Here is a 23,765-nt window from a genome sequence, read left to right on the forward strand (position 1 = left end):
TGTTGACTCGTTTGCCTTCGACCAGGATCATCTGCCCATGAACCGCGCTTCCTTCGCTTCCCGACGCCTGCTGGCCGCTCGACGCCGCAGCGGTGCGTCGTGGCACGTCCGGAGGAAGATGTCATAGCGTCAGGCTGACTTTTCAGCATTCCTTTCCCGAACAGGCCACGGCTTACCACGTGGCCTTTTTTGTTTCCGTCCGTCGTCAATCAATCCAAGGAGAAAAATGTGAACACCTTTGCCCCGAACCCGGTCATCGGCAGCCTGATGCCCATCGTCCAACGCCCGGATGTCGTCTTCGAGCGTGGCGAGGGCGCCTATCTGTTCGACAGCGACGGGCGACGCTACCTGGACTGGGTGCAGGGCTGGGCAGTGAACTGCCTTGGGCATGCGCCAAAAGTCGTGGCCGAAGCGCTGGCGCGGCAGGCTGCGACGCTGATCAACCCGAGTCCGGCCTTCTACAACCGTCCGGCGATGGCGCTGGCCGCGCTCTTGACCACGCGCAGTTGTTTCGACCACGTCTTCTTCGCCAGTTCCGGAGCGGAAGCCAACGAAGGCGCGATCAAGCTGGCGCGCAAGTGGGGGCAACTGCACAAGGGCGGCGCGTACGAGATCGTCACCTTCGCCAACAGTTTTCACGGCCGTACGCTGGCCACGATGTCCGCCAGCGGCAAGGCCGGCTGGGATACGCTGTTCGCGCCGCAGGTGCCGGGGTTCCCGAAAGCTGTTCTGAACGACCTCGAATCGGTCGAGCGGCTGATCGGGGCACAGACGGTCGCGGTGATGCTCGAACCGGTGCAGGGCGAGGCCGGGGTGATTCCCGCCTCGCCGGAGTTCATGCGCGGCCTGCGCGCGTTGTGCGACCGGGAAAACCTGCTGCTTATCGCCGACGAGGTGCAAACCGGCTGTGGCCGCACCGGTACGCTGTTCGCCTACGAGCAGTACGGTATCGAGCCGGACATCATGACCCTGGGCAAGGGCATCGGCGGTGGCGTGCCGCTCGCCGCGCTGCTGGCGAAGAAATCTTGTTCCTGCTTTGCGCCGGGCGACCAGGGCGGCACCTATTGCGGCAATCCGCTGGTCTGCGCGGCGGGCCTGGCCGTGCTTGAAACCCTGACCGCGGGCGGTTTCCTGTCCGGCGTGAAGGCGATCGGCCAGCAGTTCGTCGACGGGCTGCGCCGCCTGTCCGCCGAGCTTGGACTGGGTGAAGTGCGCGGGCGCGGCCTGTTGCTGGCGCTGGAGCTGGGTGACGTCCTTGCTCCGGAGGTCGTCGTCCGCGCCCGTGAGCTCGGGTTGTTGATCAACGCCCCGCGCCCGCATTGCCTGCGTTTCATGCCGGCACTGACGACGACCGGGGATGAGCTGGCGGAAGGCTTGGCGCTGCTGCGCCGGGCGATTACGTCCTAGCGGTCCGACAGTGCCAGGTTGATTCCCAGACTGGCAAAGACGGCGGCGAAGCCCTTCTGCATCCAGGCGAGCACGCGCGGCGAGCTGAGGATGGCGCGCTGCGCGGCGTGTGCGAGCAGGCCGTAGACGACGAAGACGGCCAACGTCATTCCCATGAACACCGCGCTGAGTCCCAGCATCTGCATGAGCGGAGTGCCTGCGTCGGCCGTGACGAACTGCGGCAGGTACGCCAGGAAGAAGATCGTCAGCTTGGGGTTGAGGACGTTCATCAGCACGGCGCGCAACACGATGCGCCCGGCGCTTCCGGCATCCTTCGGCCGATCGAGCGACAGGCTGCCGCGCTCGCGCCAGGTCGCCCAGGCCAGATAGAGCATGTACGCGGCACCGGCCAGCTTGAGCAGGTGGAAGGCGAGCGCGCTGACGTGCAGCAGGGCGGCGAGCCCCAGGATACTGGCGAGCAGGTGCGGCAGGATGCCCAGCGTGCAGCCGAGCGCCGCGTAGAGACTGGCGCGCCGGCCAAGGAACAGTCCGGCGGACACGGTGAACAGCACCCCGGTTCCGGGGATCAGCACGACGATCAGCGAAGTGATCAGGAATTCGGCCGTCATCATCTCGTCTGCTCCGGCGTAGCCGTATTGCGCTTGATGTTCCAGCCGGCGTAGCCCTGGCAGGTGGGGACGACTTCCAGCTGAATGACGTTTACGTGCGGCGGCAGCGTGGCGAGCCAGTAGGCCGTCTCGGCGATGTTTTCGGCCGTGAGCGCTTGGGTTCCTTCGTAGACTTTCGCCGCCGCGGCGTCGTTGCCACGGTAGCGTACGTTCGAGAACTCCGTCCCGCCGACGAGGCCCGGCGCCAGGTTGGTCGCCCGCACGCCGGTGCCGACGAGGTCGGCGCGCAGGTTGCGGGTGAACTGTTCGACGAAGGCCTTGGTCGCGCCATAGACGTTGCCGCCGGAATACGCCGTGTTGCCGGCCACCGAGCCGACGTTGATGATCAGCCCGGTGTTGCGGGCGAGCATGTCGGGCAGAATGGCGTGCGTGACGGTGACGAGGCCCTTGGCGTTGGTGTCGATCATCGTCGTCCACTCGTCGAGCGAGCATTGCTGCGCCGGTTCGGTGCCGAGGGCGAGACCGGCGTTGTTGACCAGCACGTCGATCGGCGTCCATTCGATCGGCAGCCGGGTCAGCGCCTGGGTGACCGAGGTACGGTCGGTAACGTCCATCGTTACGGGCAACAGATTGGCGCCGAGTTCCGTGTGCAGTGCTTCGAGACGGTCGGCGCGGCGGGCCGCGGCGATGACGCGGTGGCCGCCGGCGACGAACTTGCGCGCCATGGCTTCGCCAAAGCCGGAACTGGCGCCGGTGATCAGAACGTTCATGAACTTCTCCTTTTCGTGAAACGATCAGTAAAGCAGGTGCGGGTCAGCAGCTCAGACCCCGCGCATCTTGCTCATCGCCAGATTGGCGGCGGCGGTGCGGGTCTCCACGCCGAGTTTCTCAAAAACGTGTTCAAGGTGCTTGTTCACCGTGCGCGGGCTGCTGCCGAGGATGTCGCCGATGTCCTTGTTGGTCTTGCCGAGGGTGACCCAGTAGAGCACCTCGGCTTCGCGCTGCGTCAGGCGGAAGGCGGCGATCAGCGACTCGATCGCCGAAGCGTCGTTTTCCTCGCGCAGGACGACCAGCCATTCCTCGTCGCCGGTTTGGTCGTGGAACGAGGCGAGCAGGCGGCGGTTGCCGTCGGCCACCAGCAGGGCGTTGGGCTCGCGCCCGTCGTGCCGGGCGGTGATGGCCTGGGCGATCCATTCGAGCAGGCGCGGCGGGGTCTCCTTCTCGCCGCATGCGAAATAGTCGCCGAGCAGCTTGCGCGAGAGCACGGTCTGCCACACCAGCTTGCCGTCGGACGCGCGCACGGCGACGGTGGCCTGGCCGAAGGCATCCAGCGCCGTGCGCGCCTGGCGCATCTGGCGGGCGTTCTGCACGTGCGCGGCGATGCGCGCCAGCACCTCGGCGGGGCGGATCGGCTTGGTCACGTAGTCGGCGCCGCCGGCGGCGAAGGCGGCGACTACGTGCTCGGTTTCGGTCAGGCCGGTCATGAAGACGATCGGGATGTGGTGCGTGGCGAAGTCGGCCTTCAGCCGGCGGGCGACCTCGAAACCGTCCATGCCCGGCATTACCGCGTCGAGCAGGATAACGTCGGGCAGGCTTTGGCGGGCGCGCTGCAGCGCCGATTCGCCGTTGGTGGCGACGAGCACCGTGTAGCCGGCTTCGTCGAGCGCGTCGTGCAGCAGCGAAAGGTTCTCGGGGATGTCGTCGACGATCAGGACGATGTCGGAGATATCGCGTTCGGGCAGGTCAGGCGGCATCGCGGGCCTTTCTCAGGATCTCCTTCATGGCGTCGAACTGGAACTGCCGCGCCAGGTTGCGCAGGATGATAACGAACTCGCCGCTGGCCGGCGAGGTGCGCTCGATTTCGCCGAGCTTGTTGAGGATGCCGCGCACGTAGCCGAGGTCGACCAGTTCGTCGAGCGCATGGAGTTCCTCCTTGCCCGGCGGGATCACCGCGGCGGGCGTGGCCGGCGCGGGCTGTTCGGGCGGCCGGTCGGCATGCACCCAGGTCAGGTTCAGCGTGCGGCCGATCCAGTCGAGCAGTTCGTCGACGTGCAAGGGCTTGACGATGAAATCCTCGTCGGCGATGCCCACCTCATTCTCCTGTCCTTTCTCGAAGGCGTTGGCCGAGAGGATGGCGATCCGGGCGTCGGTCAGTTCCTGCTCGCGCAGTTGCCGGATCGTCTCCCAGCCGTCCATGCCGGGCATCGCCAGATCCATGAAGATCAGGTGCGGGGCGAAGCTCGGGACGAGCTGCAGGCATTCCTCGCCGCTGGCCGCCTGCTCGACCTGGAAGCCGAGCGGGTCGAGGACGCTCTGCAGCATGTCGCGGTCGTCCTTCTCGTTGTCGACGACCAGGACGCGGCGGCGGATGCCAACGTAGCCGATGCGCGCGGCGCGCGGCAGTTCGCGCTCCGCCTGTACGGCGTGCACCTGCGGCAGGAACAGGCGCATGCGGAAGGTGCTGCCCGCGCCGGGCGCGCTGGCAACCGTCATCTCGCCGCCCATCAGCGTTGTCAGCATCCGTGCGATGGTCAGCCCGACGCCGCTGCCGCTGGCCTGCGCGGTGCGCCCGCGCACGAACGGCTCGAAGATGCGCTCGCGCTCGTCCTCGGGGATGCCCGGCCCGGTGTCACGGATCTCGAAGCTGGCGACGTCGTGGCGGAACTCGACGCGGAAGGTGACGCTGCCGGAAACGGTGAACTTCACCGCGTTGCCGAGCACGTTGATCAGGATCTGGCGCAGGCGGCGCGGATCGGCGCGCACCACGGCCGGCAACTCGCCGACCGGCTCGTAATGGAAGCCGAGTCCCTTGTTGCGCGCCTGCAGTTCGAACATGCCGACGATCTGCTGCAAGAACTCGGGAAAGTCGAACGGCTTGGTTTCGAGCGTCATCTTGCCGCTCTCGATGCGCGCGATGTCCAGCGTGCCTTCGATGACCGAGAGCAGGTGGTCGCCGCTCTTGCGGATCACGCTGACGGCCTGCCGCCGGTTGGGCGGAACGGCCTCGTCGTGGTCGAGAATCTGCGCGTAGCCGAGGATGCTGTTGAGCGGCGTGCGCAGCTCGTGGCTGATCGCCGAGATGTAGCGGCTTTTCGCCAGGTTGGCCTGGTCGGCGGCGAGCTTGGCCTTCTGCAGCTGCTCGTCGGTGCGCTGGTGCGAGGCGATTTCCTGCATCAGCAGGTGTGTCTGCCGGTTCGATTCCTCCTGCGCGACCTGCCGGCTCTTGTGCGCCAGCACCATCCACCAGGCGCCGATGCCGGCAAACAGCAGCAGCGCCGAGAAGGTCTTGATGAACACCTGCTGCAACTGCGGGAGCAGCGCGGCCTGCGCCGGGGCCAGTGCCAGCACCTCGTGTGTGTACAGCAGGCCGAGCAGTCCGGCGAGCAATGGCACGATGCCGGCCATCAGCAGCAGGTAGTGCACCAGGCCGGTATCGAGGTAGGGGATCACCGACGCCGGCAGCCGGCGTTCGAGCAGGCCGCGCCACTGGCCGGCGAGGTTGGCGCCGGGCTTGCACAGGTCGTCGCAGCGCGCGTCGAGCGAGCAGCACAGCGAGCAGATCGGGCCGGAATAGGCCGGGCAATGCGCGGTATCCTCGGCCTCGTAGTCGCGTTCGCAGATGCAGCAGCGCTGCTTGCCGGCAGCGACCCGGTCCTGCCGCACCAGGTAATAGCGGCCGCCGGTCCACCAGGCGAGCAGTGGGGCCGTGACGAACGCGCAGAGCAGGGCGATGAAGCTGGCGTAGGGCTGCAGCGTGTCGCCGAGCAGGCCGGTGAACGCGGCGATCGACAGCAGCGAGGCGATGCCCATCGCGCCGACGCCGACCGGGTTGATGTCGTAGAGGTGGCTGCGCTTGAACTCGATGCCGGGCGGCGACAGGCCGAGCGGCTTGTTGATGACCAGGTCGGCGACGACCGCGGCCATCCAGGAAATGGCGATGTTCGAATACAGGCCGAGCACCTGCCCGAGCGCCTGGAAGACGTCGAGTTCCATCAGCAGCAGGGCGATCAGCGTGTTGAAGACGACCCAGACCACGCGGCCGGGGTGGCTGTGCGTCAACCGGGCGAAGAAGTTTGACCAGGCCAGCGAGCCGGCGTAGGCGTTGGTGACGTTGATCTTCAGCTGCGAGATGACGACGAAGAGGACGGTCGCGCCAATGGCCAGCGTCGAATTGGAAAATACGTGCGAGAAGCCGATCAGGTACATCTGGTTCGGGTCGACCGCCTTTTCGACCGGCACCGCGTTGCGCAGGGCGAGGTAGGCGAGCAGCGCGCCGCCGAGCATCTTGGCCACGCCGGGCAGGATCCAGCCGGGGCCGCCGAGGAGCGTCGCCAGCCACCAGCGCCGGGCGGTGGCCGGCGTGCGCTCGGGCATGAAGCGCAGGTAGTCGGCCTGCTCACCCATCTGCGTGACCAGCGCGATGCCGACCGTCAGCGCGGCGCCGAACAGCGGCATCGAGAAGCGGTCGCCGGTGCCGTCGACGCCGGCGTAGCGCATCAGACCCTGCAGCACCTGCGGTTCCTCGGCCAGCAGGAAGGCGAACGGCAGGATCAGCAAGGCCAGCCACACCGGCTGCGTCCACGCCTGCAGGCGGCTGATGACCGTGACGCCGTGGGTGACCAGCGGGATGACCGCCAGTGCGCAGATCAGGTAGCCCCAGGCCGGCGGGATGCCGAACGCCAGTTCCAGCGCGTAGGCCATGATCGCCGCTTCGAGGGCGAAGAAGATGAAGGTGAAAGATGCGTAGATCAGCGAGGTGATCGTCGAACCGATATAGCCGAAGCCGGCGCCGCGCGTCAGCAGGTCCATGTCCAGGCCGTGCCGTGCCGCCGCGTGGCTGATCGGCAGGCCGATCAGGAAGATGATCAGGCCGGTGGCGAGGATGGCCCAGAAGGCGTTGATGAAACCGCTGCTGACCAGCATCGTCGCGCCCACGGCCTCCAGCACCAGGAAGGAGGAAGCACCGAACGCCGTGTTGGCCACGCGCAGCGCCGACCACTTGCGGAAGCTGTGCGGCGTGAAGCGCAGCGCGTAGTCTTCCAGCGTCTCGTTGGCGACCCAGGTGTTGTAGTCGCGGCGGATCTTGACGACGCGTTGCAGCGGTTCGGCGGGCGTGGACATGGCTTACGTCGTCGCTTCCAGGGGAGCTTCCAGCGTGTTCTCTGCGCTCTCGTCCTCCCGCTGCTGCAGCGCCCACATCTGCGCGTAGCGGCCGTTGGCGGCGATCAGCTCGGCGTGCGTCCCGCGCTCGACGATCCGGCCGGCGTCCATGACCAGGATGCCGTCGGCGTTCATCACCGTCGACAGCCGGTGGGCGATCACCAGCGTCGTCCGCCCGCGCGAGGCGCTCTCAATGCTGGCCTGGATGGCCTGCTCGGTCTTCGAGTCGAGCGAGGAGGTGGCTTCGTCGAAGACGAGCAGTGGCGGGTTCTTGAGCAGGGCGCGGGCGATGGCGACACGTTGCTTCTCGCCGCCGGAGAGCTTGAGCCCGCGTTCGCCGACGCGGGTGTCGAACCCCTGCGGCAACAGCCTGATGAAGCCGGTGAGCCGGGCGGCCTCGGCGGCGGCGATGACTTCCTCGCGGGAGGCGTCGGGTCGCCCGTACTGGATGTTGTAGAAAATGGTGTCGTTGAACAGGATCGTGTCCTGCGGCACGATGGCGATTGCCGCGCGCAGGCTGGATTGAGTAAGTTTGCGCAGGTCGTGGCCGTTGACCCGGATCGCGCCGCGATCGACGTCGTAGAAGCGGTAGAGCAGACGGGCCAGCGTCGACTTGCCCGAGCCGGATTCGCCGACCACGGCCACCGTTGCCCCCGCCGGGACGGAAAAGCTCACGCCGCTGAGGATCGGCCGCTTGCGGTCGTAGGCGAAATCGACCTCGTCGAACTCCACGTTGATCGTCGCCGCGCTCAGGGGAACCGCATCGGGTGCGTCGGCGATCTCGCGGTGTACGTTGAGCAGGCCGAACATCCGCTCGATGTCGGCCAGCGCTTGACGAATCTCGCGATAGACCACGCCGAGGAAATTCAGCGGCATGTACAGCTGCACGAGCAGTGCGTTGACCAGCACCAGGTCGCCGAGGGTCATCGTGCCCTGGTTCACGCCGGCGGTCGCGCGCCACATCATCGCCGTGACGGCGGCGGCAATGATGATCTGCTGCCCCATGTTGAGCCAGGACAGCGACACCTGGCTCTGCGTCGCCGCGTCTTCCCATTCGCACAGATGCGCGTCGTAGCGCCGTGCCTCATGCTCCTCGTTGTTGAAGTACTTGACCGTTTCGTAGTTGAGCAGGCTGTCGATGGCGTCGGTGTTCGCGGCCGAGTCGGCCTGGTTGGCGCGTCGGCGGATGCCGATCCGCCAGTTGCTGATAAGAACCGTGAAAACGACGTACGCCGAAAGCGACAACACGGTGATCAGGACGAAGCCACTGTCGTACTTGGTTGCCAGGATGCCGATCACCAGGCCGATCTCCACCAGCGTGGGCAGGATCGAATAGAGCGTGTAGGTGATCAGGCTGGAAATCGAACGATTTCCCCGCTCCATGTCGCGCGAGATGCCCCCGGTCTGCCGTTCGAGGTGGAATCGCAGCGAGAGCGCATGCAGGTGCCGGAAGACTTCCAGCGACACGCGCCGCACCGCTTCCTGGGTCACCCGGGCGAAAAGGATCTCGCGCAGTTCGGTGAACATCGAGTTGGCGAATTTCAGGATGCCGTAGAGCACCAGCAGAAGGATCGGCAAGCCGATGGCGCGCTGCGGTTCCGAGAGATCGTCGATCATCGACTTGAAGACCATCGGGACGGACACGTTGGCCAGCTTGGCGGCGACGAGGCAGGCGAAGGAAAACAGCACGCGCCACTTGTGTTGCCAGAGATAGGGCGCGAGACGTCCGACGGTCTTCCACGGATGCGGGGATGACGTCTCGGTCGGCGGATCGAGGTGGTAGGTAGACGAATGGCGATTCGAGCGGCGCATGGCGGATTGCGGGAAATGCGTGGAGTGCCGGAAGAACAGGCAACGGGAAGAGAGCGGGCATTGTATCCCCGGGGGCGGTCCTGGCGCCGGAAAGCGCGGCGCTTCCAAGGCCTGCTCTGGCATAATAGCGCGCAAAATTGCACTCGCAGGTATTCAATGGACCCCGACTTTCTGGCGTATCTGGGCTGGCGCGAAGCGTTGATCGCCGTCGTGGCGCTGTTGGTGGTCTATATCCTGATTTCCTTCCTGCGCATCGGTCGTCTGAAAAACCGCGCGATACAGGCGCAAAACCCGGCACCGCACGTTGCGCCGGCGGCCGTTGCGGCTTATACCGCCGTGCAGGAAGTGGCTAACCCGCTGCCCAAGCCGGTCGATGAGGCGCCGGTCGCGCCGGCGTTGCCGGAGGAGAAGCGGGAACGCGAGCGTTCCTTCGCCTGGAACGAACCGCCGGAGGTTTCCGTGGATGCCCGCCGGATCGAGGTGCTCGAACAGGAAGTCGCGCAACTGCGTCGGGAGATCGGCAGCTTGCTCGCCGAGGTACAGACCCTGCGCGACGAGCAGCGGCGCGAATTGTCGAAGGTGCAGGTGGCTCAGAACGCCTCCCCGTACTATAGCGACGCGATGCAGCTGGCGTTGCAGGGGCAGGACGCCGCCGGAATCTCGCAGTTCTGCGGGATTTCGCGCGCCGAAGCCGATCTGGTCGTCGCCCTGGCGCGTAACCAGGGACAGGGCCGGGCGCACGATCAAGACGGGCCTCTCGACTGAATTGCCTTGCCCGTCAGGGAGAAAAAATGACCAACAACCAGACGATCGATCAACCGAACTCACCATCGGAGAACAGCAAACCGGGCGAGCTTTCCGAGGTGCGGCGCAAGCTGGCCTGGCGCATCGGGATCGCCGGGGTCATGGTCGTCGGCCTGCTCGGCGGGCTGGCCCTCTTTGACTACCTGGCCGCGCCGGGCGAAGCGCCGGAGGTCGAATATACGCAGTTCACCGAGCCGGTTCCGGTGGCGAAGAAGAACGTGACGCAACCGGTCGTTCCGGTCGAGCCGGCAACGCCGGCGCCGGAGGACGAAACGAGAGTCAGCGAGCCGGAGTCGACCGGCGCACCGGTGGACGAGTCCGGGCGTTCGGCCGCACTGCCGCCGGCGCCGGAGGTTGACGCTGTCCCGACAGCGACGAAGGCCAAACCGGCGCGGTCTGGCGCGGCTGTCGAGGGCTTGCGGGCGGCCGCTCAACCACGCGGCGCCGAGAAGGTGCCGCCGCGCGTGGCCGAGGCGTCGCCGGTCGCGGCGGATAAACCGGCAACGCCGGCACAGTCGCCGCAACTGTTGTCCCGGCTGCTGTCCGGCTACACGCTGCAGGCCGGCGTGTTCGTTGATCCGAAGCGGGCGGAGGAGCTCCACGCCCGCCTGGTGCAGGAAGGCATCCCGGCGACGATCGAAACGCGCGTTCTGGTCGGACCGTTCAAGAACCGCAAGGAGGCTGAAGCGGCGCGGAAGAAGCTGCGGGCGCTTGGCGTTGAATCGGTGCAGCTGCCGCGCAACGGGAAAAAGTAGTCAAGCATCTTCCGCTTCGCTGTCGGCGACGCCGAGCTGCCGCGCGATGCGTCGGGCGAAGACGCCCATCTCGTTGGCCGCCTGCAGGTCTCCCTTGGCCTTGGAGACCGCGATGCCGCTGCGGTACGCCTCCAGCGCCTCGGGCAATGCATTGCTTTCGGCCAGCGCCTTGCCGAGCAGCTTCCATGCCGCCGAGTAGTTCGGATCGCGGCTGACCGCCTCGCGGAAACAGGCCGCGGCACGAGCCGGTTCGTCGGTCTTGAGCCATTCGTTGCCCAGCGAGTAACGCAGTAGCGCGCCGTCACGCGGGCCGCCGAGCAGTTTTTCCAGATTGGCGATGATCGGAGTTGTCACTTATTATTCCTTCAGGAAGTCCTTGCACACGCAGTGAAAAGGAGAAAAGCAAAATGAGCAAATCAGTCATATGCACAACGAATGCCCCCGCGGCGATCGGCACCTATTCGCAGGCAATCCGGTCGGGCTATACCGTTTATCTGGCAGGCCAGATCGGACTCGATCCGGCGACCATGCGTCTCGTTGAAGGAATCGACGCCCAGATCGACCGCGTGTTCGAGAACATGCGCGCAGTTGTCGAGGAGGCCGGCGGATCGTTCGACGAAATCGTCAAGGTCAACGTCTATCTTACCGACTTGGCGAACTTCGCCAAGGTCAATGACGCGATGGCGACACTGTTCGCCGAGCCGTATCCGGCGCGCGCCGTCGTCGGCGTTTCGGCACTGCCGCGCGGTGCGCTGGTCGAGGTCGACGCCATCATGGAATTGTCGAGTCTGAGCCTTGGGGTTGAAACCGTCGGATGACGAGATCACGGCGCCGCCGGCACTGAAGGCGCGGCTGGGCAAGCTGGGCCTGACGCGCCGGAGCGATCTGGTCCTGCATCTGCCGCTGCGTTACGAGGACGAGACGCGGATTCAGCCGGTAGCGCACGCGCCTGCCGGCTGTCCTGTGCAGGTGGAAGTCGAGGTGCTCGAGGTATCTGTCCAGTTCCGGCCACGCCGGCAACTTGTCGCGCGGGTCGCCGATGCGAGCGGCGAAGCGTCGCTGCGCTTCCTCAATTTCTACGGCAGCCAGACCAAGCAACTGGAGCGTGCGCGCGACGACCGGCGAAAGCTGCGCGTCTTCGGCGAACTCCGGCATGGCTTTCTGGGGGCCGAGATGGTTCATCCGCGCTATCGCGTGGTCGACGAAGCCACGCCATTGCCCGCGGCGCTGACGCCGATCTATCCGACGACGGCGGGTGTGTCGCAGGCTGCCCTGCGCAAGCACATCGCTATTGCCATCGACGCCGACGGGCTCGACGAACTGCTCGACGAAGCCTGGTTTCAGCGGCAGGGGCTGCCGGCCTTCGGGGAGGCCGTTCTGACCTTGCATGCGCCGCCGCCCGAGGTCCCGGAAGTCTCCTTGCAGCAACGGTCCCACCCGGCCTGGCGGCGAATCAAGTTCGACGAACTGCTCGCGCAGCAGCTTTCGTTGCGCCGTGCCTATCTCAATCGCCGCGGTAGCGGCGCACCGTGCCTCACGGCGTCGGGCCGACTGGCCGAGCGACTGCTGGCGGCGCTGCCGTTCCCGTTGACCGGCGCGCAACGCCGGGTGGTCGCGGAGATCGGCGCCGATCTGGCGCAGCCGATGCCGATGCAACGCCTGTTGCAGGGCGACGTCGGCAGCGGCAAGACCATCGTTGCGGCGCTGGCCGCCTGCCAGGCGATTGAGGCGGGCTTCCAGGCGGCATTCATGGCGCCGACCGAAATCCTGGCCGAACAGCATTACCTCAAGCTGCGCGCCTGGCTGGAACCGCTCGGTGTGACCGTCGCCTGGCTGACCGGCAGCCTGAGCAAGGCGGAGAAGCTGGCGGCGCAGCGGCGGGCGGCGGGGGAAGCGCAACTGGTCGTCGGTACGCACGCGCTGATCCAGGAGAGTGTCGATTTCGCCCGGCTGGGGCTGGCTGTCGTCGACGAGCAGCATCGCTTCGGCGTCGCGCAGCGTCTGGCCTTGCGGCGCAAGGGGGGTGAAGGCGGCGCTGTGCCGCACCAGTTGATGATGTCGGCGACGCCGATCCCGCGCACGCTGGCGATGAGCTATTACGCCGATCTCGATGTTTCGGTGCTCGACGAGCTTCCGCCCGGCCGCACGCCTGTGCGTACCCGGCTGGTTTCCGACGCTCGCCGCGATGAGGTGATTGTCCGTATCCGCGACGCCGCGGCCGCCGGCCGGCAGGTGTATTGGGTCTGCCCGCTGATCGAGGAATCGGAGAAACTGCAGTTGCAGACGGCGATCGACACGCACGCTGTGCTCTCGCAGGAACTCGACGGCCTGCGCGTCGGGCTGGTACATGGGCGCCTGAAGGCCGACGAGAAGGCCGCGACGATGGCGGCGTTCGCCGCCGGCGAGATCGATGTGCTGGTGGCAACAACGGTCATCGAAGTCGGCGTCGATGTGCCGAATGCCAGCCTGATGGTCATCGAGCATGCCGAACGCTTTGGCCTCTCGCAGCTGCATCAGCTGCGCGGGCGGGTCGGGCGCGGCAAGGACGAATCGGTCTGCGTGCTGCTCTATCAGCAGCCGCTGTCGGAAACCGCGCGGGCGCGGCTGAAGATCATTTATGAGAATATCGACGGTTTCGAGATCGCCCGCCAGGACCTGCAGTTGCGCGGCCCCGGCGAGTTCGTCGGCAGTCGTCAGTCGGGCGTGCCGTTGTTGCGTTACGCCGATCTTGAGGCCGACGCCGATCTCGTCGAACTGGCGCGGGAGATGGCCGATGAATTGCTGAGCAAGGCGCCCGAACGCGCCGACCGTCATTTGGCGCGCTGGCTCGGCAGCCGCGAGGAGTTGCTGAAAGCATGAGACAGATGCATCTGCTCGGCACGCGCCGCTTCGCCCCGTTCTTCTGGACGCAGTTTCTCGGCGCGTTCAACGACAACCTGTACAAAAACGCGCTGGTGGTCATGCTTACCTTCAACACGGCGCAGTGGACGAGCTTGACGCCGGAGTTGCTGGCCAACCTGGCGGCAGGCCTGTTCATTCTCCCCTTCTTCCTGTTCTCCGCTACGGCCGGGCAACTGGCCGACAAGTACGACAAGGCACGGCTCGCCCGCCTCGCCAAGTTGCTGGAGATCGTCGTCATGAGTCTGGGCGCGCTCGGTTTCTACCTGCACAGCCTGCCGGTGTTGCTCGTCGTTCTGTTCCTGATGGGGCTCCAGTCGGCACTGTTCGGGCCGGTCAAGTACGCGATCCTGCCGCAGCATCTGCCGGAGCAGGAGCTCGTCGGCGGAAACGCACTGGTCGAGTCGGGAACCTTCGTTTCGATTCTCGTCGGCACCCTGGCGGGCGGCTTGCTCGGCGGTTCGGGTTTGAGCACGGCGTGGATCGCCGGCGCGGCCATTCTCGTTGCTGTTGCCGGTTATGTCGCAAGCCGTGGCATCCCGGTTGCACCGCCGCCTTCGCCCGGTTTGCGAATCCATTTGAATCCGCTGACACAGACCTGGCGCAGCATGGCCTTTGCCCGCGAAAATCGTAGTGTCTTCCTGGCCATCCTCGGCATTTCCTGGTTCTGGCTCTACGGCGCGCTGCTGCTCGCCCAGTTCCCCGTTTACGCCAAGAGCGTATTGGGCGGCGACGAGATGCTGGTCACCCTGATGCTGGCCATCTTCACCGTCGGGATTGGTGCCGGGTCGCTGCTCTGCGACAAGTTTTCCGGCCGCCACGTCGAGATCGGACTGGTGCCGTTCGGCATGATCGGACTGACCTTGTTCGGCTTCGACCTTGCGCTGGCCTCACCGGTGGCTCATTCCGGCGCGGCGCAGCCGATCGGTGTCTTGTTGTCGTCCTTTTCCACCTGGCGGGTGTTGTTCGATCTGCTCGCCATCGGTGTCTTCGGCGGTTTCTACATCGTGCCGCTCTATGTGCTGATGCAGTCGCGCAGCGCGCCGGAGCATCGTGCCCGCATCATCGCCGCCAACAACATCCTCAACGCGCTGTTCATGGTCGTCGGGGCACTGGTGGCCGGCTCGCTGCTCGCCCTGGGAATGTCGATCCCGGCGCTGTTCGGGCTGGCGGCCGGGTTCAATGCGCTGGTGGCCTGGTTCGTTTGCCGGCAGGTGCCCGAGCATTTCATCCGCTTCCTGGCTTCCCTGCTGATCCACGCGGTGTACCGCCTCGACAAGTGCGGTTTCGACAATATCCCCGAGACCGGGCCGGCGGTGCTGATCTGCAACCACGTCAGCTTCATCGACCCGGTGGTAGTCATGGGCGCGGTACGGCGGCCGATCCGCTTCATCATCGACCATCGCATCTTCGCCCTGCCCGGGGCTAATTTCGTTTTCCGCAAGGTGCGAACGATCCCCATCGCGCCGGCCAAGGAGGATGCTGCCATGAAGGAATCCGCGTTCGCCGCGGCGGCGGAAGCGTTGCGCAACGGCGAACTGATCGGGCTGTTCCCCGAAGGGCAGATCACCCGTGACGGTGAGTTCACCCCGTTCCGCTACGGCGTGCAGCGCATCGTCGCCGAAACGCCGGTGCCGGTGATTCCGATGGCCTTGCGCGGCCTGTGGGGCAGTTTCTTCAGCAGGCGCTACGGGCCGGCGATGCGCGTGCCGTCCTGCATTCGCCTTTTTCGCCGGATCGCGCTGGTCGCCGGCGAGCCTGTGCCGCCGGAACAGGTCGATCCGGACGACCTGAAAGTGTGCGTGGGCAAACTGCGTGGCGGGGTTTGCTGAACCGGTGGAATGGTGCGCCATGACCCATGGTGTTGCTGTTTTTATCAATGCTCAAGAAGTGTACTGCCATAAATTAAGACAAGGGCATGTCTGATTGGCATTTATGGCAATGCGCGCCGAGTGTATGATGTGATCATTTTTTTTCGCGGCTCTCGAAAAAAGGACTATGCCAGAACTTGTCTGTAAAACATCGAATTCCTTCCCGACTTGGGGCGTGCTTGATCTATTCCGTTGTAAACTGGTTCCCGAGAGATTTGGTGGGTGAAAGGGCTCTATCCAGAGATTCAAGCATGCCTGGGTGAAACACAACAAGCATACGATCCTAAGCGCTGCCTGTACGAATCGCTTGCCAGTAGAATTGCTCGGAGGCGTTTGCTGGATCGAGGTCGGTGGTGATCCGAACTTCATCGACCGGGTCGCATTTGAAGTCCGTGCCTTTGATTGGAGTGGGCCGCCCGTTATCGACAAGTCCCTGACTGTGACGCGCATCCCGACCAGGACATCGTTCGGTTCTGTCAGTATTCAGCTTCGTACGGCCGCTCAAACGCTCGGGATGGATCCGGCGAAGATGACCAATGGTCAGCTACGCAATCTGGCCAGTTGCTTGCAGCGGGACGTGTACAACATCGATACTGCTGCACGCCATCTTTGCCAACTGGTCGATAACGACAAGTTCTCGTCACCGCTGACGATGGAGCAAGTCCGCATTGTTGGCGCTCGTTACAACCGAGGCATCGGGCTCTCGATCGAACAGACTTTGATGAACAATTGCTTACGTGCAGCTCTGCACGCAATCTACGCCTTTGGGCTGCTATTTATCGTGTCTCTCGCCGGTAGCAAGTATGACTGGATGGCAGACGTAGACCCGACGATTACCTCCGGTGCCATTGAAGATGGTTCGGGGAATCGTGTTGCCTTTCTTGGCGTGACCTTGGTAGTGGCCATTTTGGCCGAGTCTGTCGTGGCGTTGAAGGCGCGATCAGCGCTCGAAAGAGCTTCCGCTATGGTGCTGATCCTTGGTGCGATCGGTGCCGTCTTGGTGCTTTAGCTGGACGCAACCTCGAGCATCCGCCCCAAGTCCTCCGCACGTGGATGCGTCGCGCCGCGTTTCAAGGATTTTGGACTGTGGCGGATAGCCGCTCTTTCTGACTTGAGCTCGGTACTGGTAAGCTCCCCGCATTGTGATCGCGCCCACTATTCCGTGCTTCTTTGACAAAACCGTGACAAATATTCCTCTATTACGTGAAAAATTCGATAACTACGAGCGACTAATGCGCTTGGACAAGCCGATCGGCATCCTGCTGCTGCTCTGGCCGACCCTGTGGGCGCTCTGGCTATCGTCGTGGGGTACGCCGAGCTGGCTGGTGGTATGGATCTTCGTGCTCGGCACGGTACTGATGCGCTCGGCCGGTTGCGTGATCAACGACGTGGCCGACCGCAAGTTCGATCCGTACGTCGCGCGCACCAAGGATCGGCCATTGGCCACGGGTGCGGTGTCGGTCAAGGAGGCGCTGCTCCTGGCGTGTGCTTTGGCGCTCTGCGCTTTCTTCCTGATCCTGCCGTTGCGCAGCCTGTATATCATCGGCCTGTCGGTCGTGGCACTGTTCCTTGCGGCGACCTATCCCTTCACCAAGCGCTTCCTCGCCGTGCCGCAGGCGTATCTCGGCGTCGCCTTCGGCTTCGGCATTCCGATGGCCTACGCCGCCCATCTCGACATGATTCCGCTGACCGCCTGGGTGCTGCTGCTGGCCAACGTCATCTGGGCGGTCGCCTACGACACGGAGTATGCGATGGTCGACCGCGCCGACGACCTGAAGATCGGCATCAAGACCTCGGCGATCACCTTCGGGCGTTTCGACGTGGTGGCTGTGATGCTTTGTTATGCGCTGACCCTGGCGCTGATCGCCTGGGTCGGCTACCAGATGCGCGCGAGTTGGGCGTTCTACGCCGGACTGGGCGTGGCCGCAGTGCTGGCGATTTACCACTACACGCTGATCCGCGACCGCGAACCGGCGAAATGCTTCAAGGCGTTCCTGCACAACAACTGGCTCGGCGCGGCCATCTTCGCCGGCATCGTCATCGACTTTCTCGTCGTGCGCTGAAACAAGAACGCCCGCCGGGGTGGCGGGCGTCGGCCGGGGAAGCTCACCGGCGCGTTGGTTTCTTGCTCTTCTTACTCTTCCAGCAGGCTGCGCAGCATCCACGCTGTCTTTTCGTGAATGTCGAGACGCTGGGTGATCAGGTCGGTGGTCGGCTGATCGTTCGCTTCGGCGACCAGCGGCAGCAGGTCGCGCGCCGTGCGGGCGGTGGCTTCCTGCGCGGCGACGAGCAGGGCGACCATTTCCAGTGCCTTCGGCTTGCCCTTGACCGCCGGGATGGTGGTCAGCTTCTCGTACTCCTGGTAGCTGCCCGGGGCGACGACGCCGAGGGAGCGGATGCGTTCGGCGATGGTGTCCAGCGCGTTCCACTGCTCGGTGTATTGATCCATGAACATCGTGTGCAGCGTGTTGAACATCGGCCCGGTAACGTTCCAGTGGAAGTTGTGCGTCATCAGGTACAGCGTGAAGCTGTCGGCCAGGAGCTTGGACAAGCCCTTGGCGATCGCGATGCGATCCTTCTCCGAAATGCCGATGTCGATCTTGCTGATGTCGATTTTCTTGCTTTTCATTGCATGGCTCCTTATTGAAAAAGGTTCTTGATTAAGCTGATGTACCCATTTTAAGGAGTGGCGAGGAATAGTCCAATGAAAAGAGGCTATGCCGCCCATAAACCCCTTCAATCGACGAGGGCATTCCCGCTTGTGTGAACTATTGCCGCCGACATGCGGAGACCATCGCCTATAATCGCTAACTTATTGTTTTTTCCGCCGGCTTTCATGAAATACAACGACCTCCGCGACTTTATCGGCCAACTCGAACGCATCGGCGAACTGAAACGAATCCGCGTCGAAGTCGATCCCCGCTTCGAAATGACGGAGATCTGCGACCGCGTGCTGCGGGCGGGCGGTCCGGCAATTCTGTTTGAGAATCCGAAAGGGCATTCCACCCCGGTTCTGGCCAACCTGTTCGGCACGCCACGTCGGGTTGCGCTTGGCATGGGCGAGGAGTCGGTCGAGGCGTTGCGCGAGGTCGGCAAGTTGCTCGCTTTTCTCAAGGAACCCGAGCCGCCGAAGGGCCTGAAGGACGCCTGGGACAAGCTGCCGGTGTTCAAGCAGGTGCTCAACATGTCGCCGAAGGTCGTCTCGTCGGCGCCGTGCCAGGAGATCGTCTGGGAAGGCAACGATGTCGATCTGTCGCGGCTGCCGATCCAGCACTGCTGGCCGGGCGACGTGGCACCGCTGATTACCTGGGGCCTGACGGTCACGCGCGGGCCGGCCAAGGCCCGCCAGAATCTCGGCATCTACCGGCAACAGGTGATCGGCCGCAACAAGGTGATCATGCGCTGGTTGGCGCATCGCGGCGGTGCGCTCGATTTCCGCGATCACTGCCTGGCGAATCCCGGCCAGCCCTTCCCGGTCTCGGTGGTGCTCGGCTGCGACCCGGCGACGATCCTCGGCGCGGTGACGCCGGTGCCGGACAACGTCTCGGAATACCAGTTCGCCGGCCTGCTGCGCGGTGCCAAGACCGAGTTGGTGAAATGCCTGGGCAACGACCTGCAGGTGCCGGCCTCCAGCGAGATCGTCCTCGAAGGCTTCATCGATCCGACCGAAACCGCGCTCGAAGGCCCGTACGGCGACCACACCGGCTACTACAACGAGCAGTCGACCTTCCCGGTGTTCACCATCGAGCGCATCACGATGCGCAAGAACCCGATCTACCACAGCACCTACACCGGCAAGCCGCCCGACGAGCCGGCGATGCTGGCGGTGGCACTGAACGAGGTATTCGTGCCGCTGCTGCAGAAGCAGTATCCGGAAGTCGTGGACTTCTACCTTCCACCGGAAGGCTGTTCCTACCGCCTGGCGACGGTGAGCATCCGCAAGCAGTACCCGGGTCATGCCAAGCGCGTGATGTTCGGCATCTGGAGCTTCCTGCGCCAGTTCATGTACACCAAGTTCATCATCGTGGTGGACGAGGACGTGAATATCCGCGAGTGGAAGGAAGTGATCTGGGCGATGACGACGCGGGTCGATGCCGCGCGCGACACGCTGATCGCCGAGAACACGCCGATCGACTACCTCGATTTCGCCTCGCCGGTCGCCGGCCTCGGCAGCAAGATGGGCATCGACGCGACCAACAAGTGGCCGGGCGAGACGACCCGCGAGTGGGGTACGCCGATCGTGATGAACGAAGACGTAAAAAAGCGTGTCGATGCGATGTGGCAGGACCTCGGGTTGTAGTTCTTCCACTTGCGTCATTGTCATGTCGAGGGAAACGTCAGATGAGATACCCCTGCAGGCCTGACCGGGAAACCGGGCGATGAATTTGCCGCCGACCCGCGTTTCCTTGAGCCGTTTGCTCTCGCCGGGGAGTGTGGCCCTGCTTTACGCGGCGCTGGCGATGATCTGGATTCTGGCGTCCGGTTCGCTGCTGACGATGAGTGTCGACGATCCGCTGCTGCAGGGGCGGATCGAACTGATCAAGGGCCTGCTGTTCGTGGTGGTGACCAGCGCCCTCCTGTATTCGATTCTTCGTTCGTGGCAGCGGCACGATGCGCTGCCGGGCGATGTCGTGACGTCGCCCGTCGTCCGTCGTGCGGGCGTGTTTCTCATTGCGGCGATCTTGCTCGGGACGGTGCCGCTGGCCGGTGTCCTGGTGATGCGTATCCATTCCCCGCAGGTCGAGCGTGAAGCACTGTCGGATCTCGAGGCAATCGCCGATCTGAAGGTTGCCCAGATTCGCCACTGGCTCGACGAGCAGGCCGGCAGTAATGGTCGTGCCAAGGCGCCAACAGGGGAAATTCAGGAGCCTCCGGGGGGCCTGCTGGGGCCCGAGAGAGAAGCGCTGGAGAACCTGACGCGTTGGCCGACCGCCAGTGCTTCGGGCGAGGTTCTCCTGTTGCGTTACGAGGGCGACCGTGCCGTGTTCCTCAAGCCGCCACGCTTCGACGACCGCGATGCCGACGCGAGCCTGTTCGCCCGCGATTCGGCGAAGCGGAGCCCCGAAGGATGGAGCGTGCGCGGGAGCGATGCGCGGGGCGAGGTGATCCTCATGGTGTTGCGGCCGATTGCCGGGAGCGGCTGGTACCTTGCCGCGAAGATCGACCGGGGCGAGGTCGTGGCCCCGCTGCGTGACCTGGCGTCCTGGGTGGGAGTAATCACCTTCCTGGGCATTGCCGTCGTCGGCGCCGTCATGCTCGCCTTCTGGCGTCAGCATGCGCACGCTCAGCGGCTGGAACTGTTCGCGCATTCGAATCGCCTGATGCAGCAGTTCTACGACTTGCCGTTCATCGGTATTTCGATGACCTTGCCCGAGAGTAAACGCTGGATTCGCTGCAACGACCGGTTCTGCGAGATTCTCGGCTATCCGCGCGAGGAGCTGCTGGCGCTGTCATGGATGGATCTGACGCACCCCGAGGACATGGCGCTCAGCGAGATCGAGAATGAGCGCGTCCTGCGCGGCGAGTCGGACGGTTTCGCCATGGACAAGCGCTTCGTGCGCAAGGACGGCGCGGTGGTTCATACCCGCGTCGAAGTGCGTTGCGTGCGCCGGGGCGACGGCTCGCCGGATTACCTGCTGGCGATGCTGGAAGATATTACCGAGCGCAAGGTGGCCGAGAAGCGGATCGAGCGACTGACCCGGACCTATGCAGCGTTGAGCGAATGCAACCAGTCGATCGTGCGCTGCCGCGACGAGGATGAACTGCTGCCGCGGGTGTGCCGGATTGCGGTGGAACTCGGTGGGATGAAAACTGCGTGGATTGGCATGCTCGACCCCGAGTCAAGGCTGATTCGTCCGGTTGCCCGCTATGGCGAGAGTTCCGAATTGCTTGACGGGGTGCAGGTGTCTTCCGATGTGGCGAGCCTCTACGGTAGTGGCGCAACCGGCACGGCCATCCGCGAGAACCGCCCGGTCTGGATCGGCGATTTCCAGCATGATCCGATGACGGCGCCGTGGCACGACCTGGGCCGCAAGGCCGGCTGGGTGGAATCCTGCGCGTTGCCGCTCGAGCGCGAGGGCGAGGTGGTCGGCGCGTTCATGCTGTATTCCGGGGACGTCGCGGCGTTCGATGACGACCAGCGCAAGCTGCTCGTGGAAATGGCCACCGACATCGGTTTTGCGATGACCACCTTCGCCCGTGAGCGGGCGCGCCAGCGCGCGGAGGCGAGCCTCGACCGCCTGACGCACATGTACGCCGCGCTCAGCGAATGCAACCAGGCGATCGTCCGCTGCTCGAGTGAGGACGAGCTGTTTCCACAGGTCTGCCGGTTTGCCGTGCAGCACGGCGGCATGAAAATGGCTTGGGTCGGCCGCTTTGATCCACAGACGCTGTGTGTCGAACCGGTCGCCAGTTTCGGCGAAGGCACGGATTTTCTGGAGGGCTTGCGGATCTCCATGGATTTGCAGCAGAGCCCGCTGGCGCACGGTGTGACCGCTTCTGCGGTGCGGGAGCGCAAACCGTTCTGGATCCAGGATTATTCAAACGATTATCGTACGGCGCCGTGGCACGAGCATGCCGTTCGCGCAGGGTGGGGCGGCGTTGCGGCCTTGCCGCTGACGCGCGGCGACGTGGTGTACGGTGCGCTCACGCTCTATGCCGGCGATGTCGACGCGTTCGATGAAGATCTCCTCAAGCTGATGGCGGAAATGGCCCTCGACATCAGCTTCGCCCTCGATCTGTTCGCCCGCGCCGCAGAGCGGCGGTACATGGAGGAACAATTGCGGCTGAGTGCCCAGGTCTTCGAGCAGGGGGGCGAAGGCATCATGATCACCGATGCGCATGGCAAGGTGGTGCGGGTTAACCGTGCCTTTGAAGTGATTACCGGCTACCGCCAGGACGAGGTGACCGGACGGAATCCGCGTTTCCTGTCCTCCGGGCGGCACGACCGCGAGTTCTACCGGACGATGTGGAACGTCATCAACAGCGATGGCTTCTGGCAGGGGGAGGTCTGGAACCGGCGCAAGGACGGCGACATCTATCCGGAATACCTGTCGGTCAGCCGGGTCGTCGACGCCGCCGGCCAGGTGACCCATTTCATCGGCACCTTCAACGACATCTCCGAGAGCAAGGCCAGCCAGGAACACATCCAGCGGCTGGCGCACTACGATTCGCTGACCGGCTTGCCCAACCGGGCACTGCTGGCGGACCGGGTCGCATTGGCTCTGAGCGGCATGGAACGCAACGGCGAACAACTGGCGTTGATCTTCCTCGATCTCGACCGCTTCAAGAACGTCAACGATTCGCTTGGCCACCGTGTTGGCGACGAGTTGCTGATCCAGGTAGCAGGGCGCCTGAAGGACCTGCTGCGCGAGGAGGATACCGTCTCCCGGCTCGGCGGCGACGAGTTCATTCTCGTGCTCCCCGGCGCGGATGCCGACGGTGCTGCCCACGTGGCGGGCAAGGTGCTCAAGACGCTCTCGGCACCGTACCGCATCGAACAGTACGAACTGGCGATCACCCCGTCGATGGGCATCGCCATGTATCCCGCCGACGGCGTGACCTACGAGACGTTGTCGCAGTGCGCCGACACGGCGATGTATCGCGCCAAACAAAGCGGCCGCCAGACCTTCCGCTTCTTCACGCGGGAGATGCAGGAACGCTCCGATCGTCTCTTGCGGCTGGAAAACGCCTTGCGCCGTTCGCTGGAATTCGATCAGTTGCACCTCCACTTCCAGCCGCAGATTTGCCTGCTCAGCGGCCGTGTGATCGGCGTGGAAGCACTCCTGCGCTGGCGGCATCCTGAACTCGGCGATGTCGCGCCAGCCGATTTCATTCCTGTCGCCGAGGACTGCGGGATGATCCTGCCGATCGGCGAATGGGTACTGCGTTCCGCCGCCCGCCAGTTGCGCGCGTGGCTTGACCGGGGCCTGCCGCCGATGGTGATGGCGGTCAATCTCTCGGCCGTCCAGTTCCGCCAGCCCAACCTGTCGCAGATCGTCGCGCAGATCGTTGCTGAAAGCGGTTTGTCGCCCGATCTGCTCGAGCTCGAACTGACCGAAGGTGTGGCGATGGAGAACCCGCTGGAGGCGATCGCGGTCATGGGCGACCTGCACGCGCGCGGGTTGCGCATGTCGATCGACGATTTCGGGACCGGCTACTCGTCGCTGAATTACCTCAAGCGCTTCAAGGTCTACAAGCTGAAGATCGACCAGTCCTTCGTGCGCGACATTTCGCGCGACCCCGAAGACGAGGCGATCGTCGGCGCGATCATCGGCCTGGCGCGGAGTCTCGGCCTGCAGACGATTGCCGAAGGGGTGGAGACGGCCGAGCAGTCCGCCTTCCTGAAAGCCAAGGGGTGCGACGAAGCGCAAGGCTACCTGTACAGCCGGCCGATGCCGGCGGAGGCCTTCGAACGATTCGTGCGGACGACGGAAGAGGCTCGTTGAAAC

The 23,765-nt window shown here is 64.5% G+C and carries 17 protein-coding genes; 10 read left to right on the top strand and 7 right to left on the bottom strand.

Features of this window, described 5'->3' with window-relative positions; all coding sequences use genetic code 11:
* The first annotated feature begins 228 nt into the window (after window positions 1–228).
* Window positions 229–1,407 (top strand): acetylornithine transaminase, encoded by a 1,179-nt coding sequence (locus tag BO74_RS04280; RefSeq protein ID WP_496440290.1) that lies wholly within the window; start codon window positions 229–231, stop codon window positions 1,405–1,407.
* On the opposite strand, the gene BO74_RS04285 is transcribed toward BO74_RS04280, so the two are convergent.
* From BO74_RS04285 to BO74_RS04305, 5 genes are read right to left on the bottom strand one after another with little or no spacing between them, the layout of a single operon-like run.
* Complete coding sequence (locus tag BO74_RS04285; RefSeq protein ID WP_496440291.1) at window positions 1,404–2,018, bottom strand: LysE family translocator; 615 nt, start codon at window positions 2,016–2,018, stop codon at window positions 1,404–1,406. The two genes, BO74_RS04280 and BO74_RS04285, sit on opposite strands and share 4 nt — an antisense overlap.
* Window positions 2,015–2,785: an SDR family NAD(P)-dependent oxidoreductase gene (locus BO74_RS04290; protein WP_496440292.1), complete on the bottom strand. Its 771-nt coding sequence runs from the start codon at window positions 2,783–2,785 to the stop codon at window positions 2,015–2,017. The genes BO74_RS04285 and BO74_RS04290 overlap by 4 nt, the downstream gene beginning before the upstream one ends.
* 51 nt (window positions 2,786–2,836) lie before the next feature.
* Window positions 2,837–3,769, bottom strand: coding sequence for a response regulator (locus tag BO74_RS04295; RefSeq protein WP_496440293.1), 933 nt, complete (start codon window positions 3,767–3,769; stop codon window positions 2,837–2,839).
* Window positions 3,759–7,136, bottom strand: coding sequence for a hybrid sensor histidine kinase/response regulator (locus BO74_RS04300; protein WP_496440295.1), 3,378 nt, complete (start codon window positions 7,134–7,136; stop codon window positions 3,759–3,761). The genes BO74_RS04295 and BO74_RS04300 overlap by 11 nt, the downstream gene beginning before the upstream one ends.
* A gap of 3 nt (window positions 7,137–7,139) precedes the next feature.
* Complete coding sequence (locus BO74_RS04305) at window positions 7,140–8,987, bottom strand: ABCB family ABC transporter ATP-binding protein/permease (RefSeq protein ID WP_496440297.1); 1,848 nt, start codon at window positions 8,985–8,987, stop codon at window positions 7,140–7,142.
* A gap of 156 nt (window positions 8,988–9,143) precedes the next feature.
* On the opposite strand from BO74_RS04305, the gene BO74_RS04310 reads away from it, so the two are divergent.
* A complete protein-coding gene (locus tag BO74_RS04310; RefSeq protein ID WP_496440298.1) occupies window positions 9,144–9,752 on the top strand; it encodes a DUF2802 domain-containing protein in 609 nt (202 codons plus the stop codon).
* A gap of 26 nt (window positions 9,753–9,778) precedes the next feature.
* Window positions 9,779–10,546 (top strand): SPOR domain-containing protein, encoded by a 768-nt coding sequence (locus BO74_RS04315; protein ID WP_496440299.1) that lies wholly within the window; start codon window positions 9,779–9,781, stop codon window positions 10,544–10,546.
* On the opposite strand, the gene BO74_RS04320 is transcribed toward BO74_RS04315, so the two are convergent.
* On the bottom strand, window positions 10,547–10,900 hold the full coding sequence (locus BO74_RS04320; RefSeq protein WP_496440300.1) for a tetratricopeptide repeat protein: 354 nt from the start codon (window positions 10,898–10,900) through the stop codon (window positions 10,547–10,549).
* A 53-nt stretch (window positions 10,901–10,953) separates the two neighbouring features.
* On the opposite strand from BO74_RS04320, the gene BO74_RS04325 reads away from it, so the two are divergent.
* The 5 genes from BO74_RS04325 (at window position 10,954) to ubiA (ending at window position 17,378) form a co-directional block, all read left to right on the top strand.
* Window positions 10,954–11,364 (top strand): Rid family detoxifying hydrolase, encoded by a 411-nt coding sequence (locus BO74_RS04325; protein ID WP_496440302.1) that lies wholly within the window; start codon window positions 10,954–10,956, stop codon window positions 11,362–11,364.
* The gene (gene recG, locus BO74_RS04330; RefSeq protein ID WP_496440304.1) at window positions 11,348–13,405 is read left to right on the top strand and encodes an ATP-dependent DNA helicase RecG; all 2,058 of its coding nucleotides are present in this window, start codon (window positions 11,348–11,350) and stop codon (window positions 13,403–13,405) included. The genes BO74_RS04325 and recG overlap by 17 nt, the downstream gene beginning before the upstream one ends.
* Window positions 13,402–15,276 carry an MFS transporter gene (locus BO74_RS04335; protein WP_496440305.1) on the top strand — a complete coding sequence of 625 codons (1,875 nt, stop codon included), beginning with the start codon at window positions 13,402–13,404 and terminating at the stop codon, window positions 15,274–15,276. The genes recG and BO74_RS04335 overlap by 4 nt, the downstream gene beginning before the upstream one ends.
* Before the next feature lie 298 nt (window positions 15,277–15,574).
* Window positions 15,575–16,324, top strand: a complete 750-nt coding sequence (locus BO74_RS04340) for a hypothetical protein (RefSeq protein WP_496440306.1) — start codon at window positions 15,575–15,577, stop codon at window positions 16,322–16,324.
* A 172-nt stretch (window positions 16,325–16,496) separates the two neighbouring features.
* Window positions 16,497–17,378 carry a 4-hydroxybenzoate octaprenyltransferase gene (ubiA, locus tag BO74_RS04345; RefSeq protein ID WP_496440307.1) on the top strand — a complete coding sequence of 294 codons (882 nt, stop codon included), beginning with the start codon at window positions 16,497–16,499 and terminating at the stop codon, window positions 17,376–17,378.
* Between the two features lie 71 nt (window positions 17,379–17,449).
* Here the strand turns inward: ubiA and BO74_RS04350 are convergent, their stop codons facing one another.
* The gene (locus tag BO74_RS04350; protein ID WP_496440309.1) at window positions 17,450–17,944 is read right to left on the bottom strand and encodes a Dps family protein; all 495 of its coding nucleotides are present in this window, start codon (window positions 17,942–17,944) and stop codon (window positions 17,450–17,452) included.
* A 207-nt stretch (window positions 17,945–18,151) separates the two neighbouring features.
* Between BO74_RS04350 and ubiD the strand changes: the two genes are divergently transcribed.
* Both ubiD and BO74_RS04360 read left to right on the top strand, forming a co-directional pair.
* Window positions 18,152–19,615: a 4-hydroxy-3-polyprenylbenzoate decarboxylase gene (gene ubiD / locus BO74_RS04355; RefSeq protein WP_496440311.1), complete on the top strand. Its 1,464-nt coding sequence runs from the start codon at window positions 18,152–18,154 to the stop codon at window positions 19,613–19,615.
* A 79-nt stretch (window positions 19,616–19,694) separates the two neighbouring features.
* Window positions 19,695–23,762 carry a bifunctional diguanylate cyclase/phosphodiesterase gene (locus tag BO74_RS04360; RefSeq protein WP_496440313.1) on the top strand — a complete coding sequence of 1,356 codons (4,068 nt, stop codon included), beginning with the start codon at window positions 19,695–19,697 and terminating at the stop codon, window positions 23,760–23,762.
* Window positions 23,763–23,765: the final 3 nt, after the last annotated feature.

It is taken from the genome of Propionivibrio pelophilus DSM 12018 (assembly GCF_059569095.1).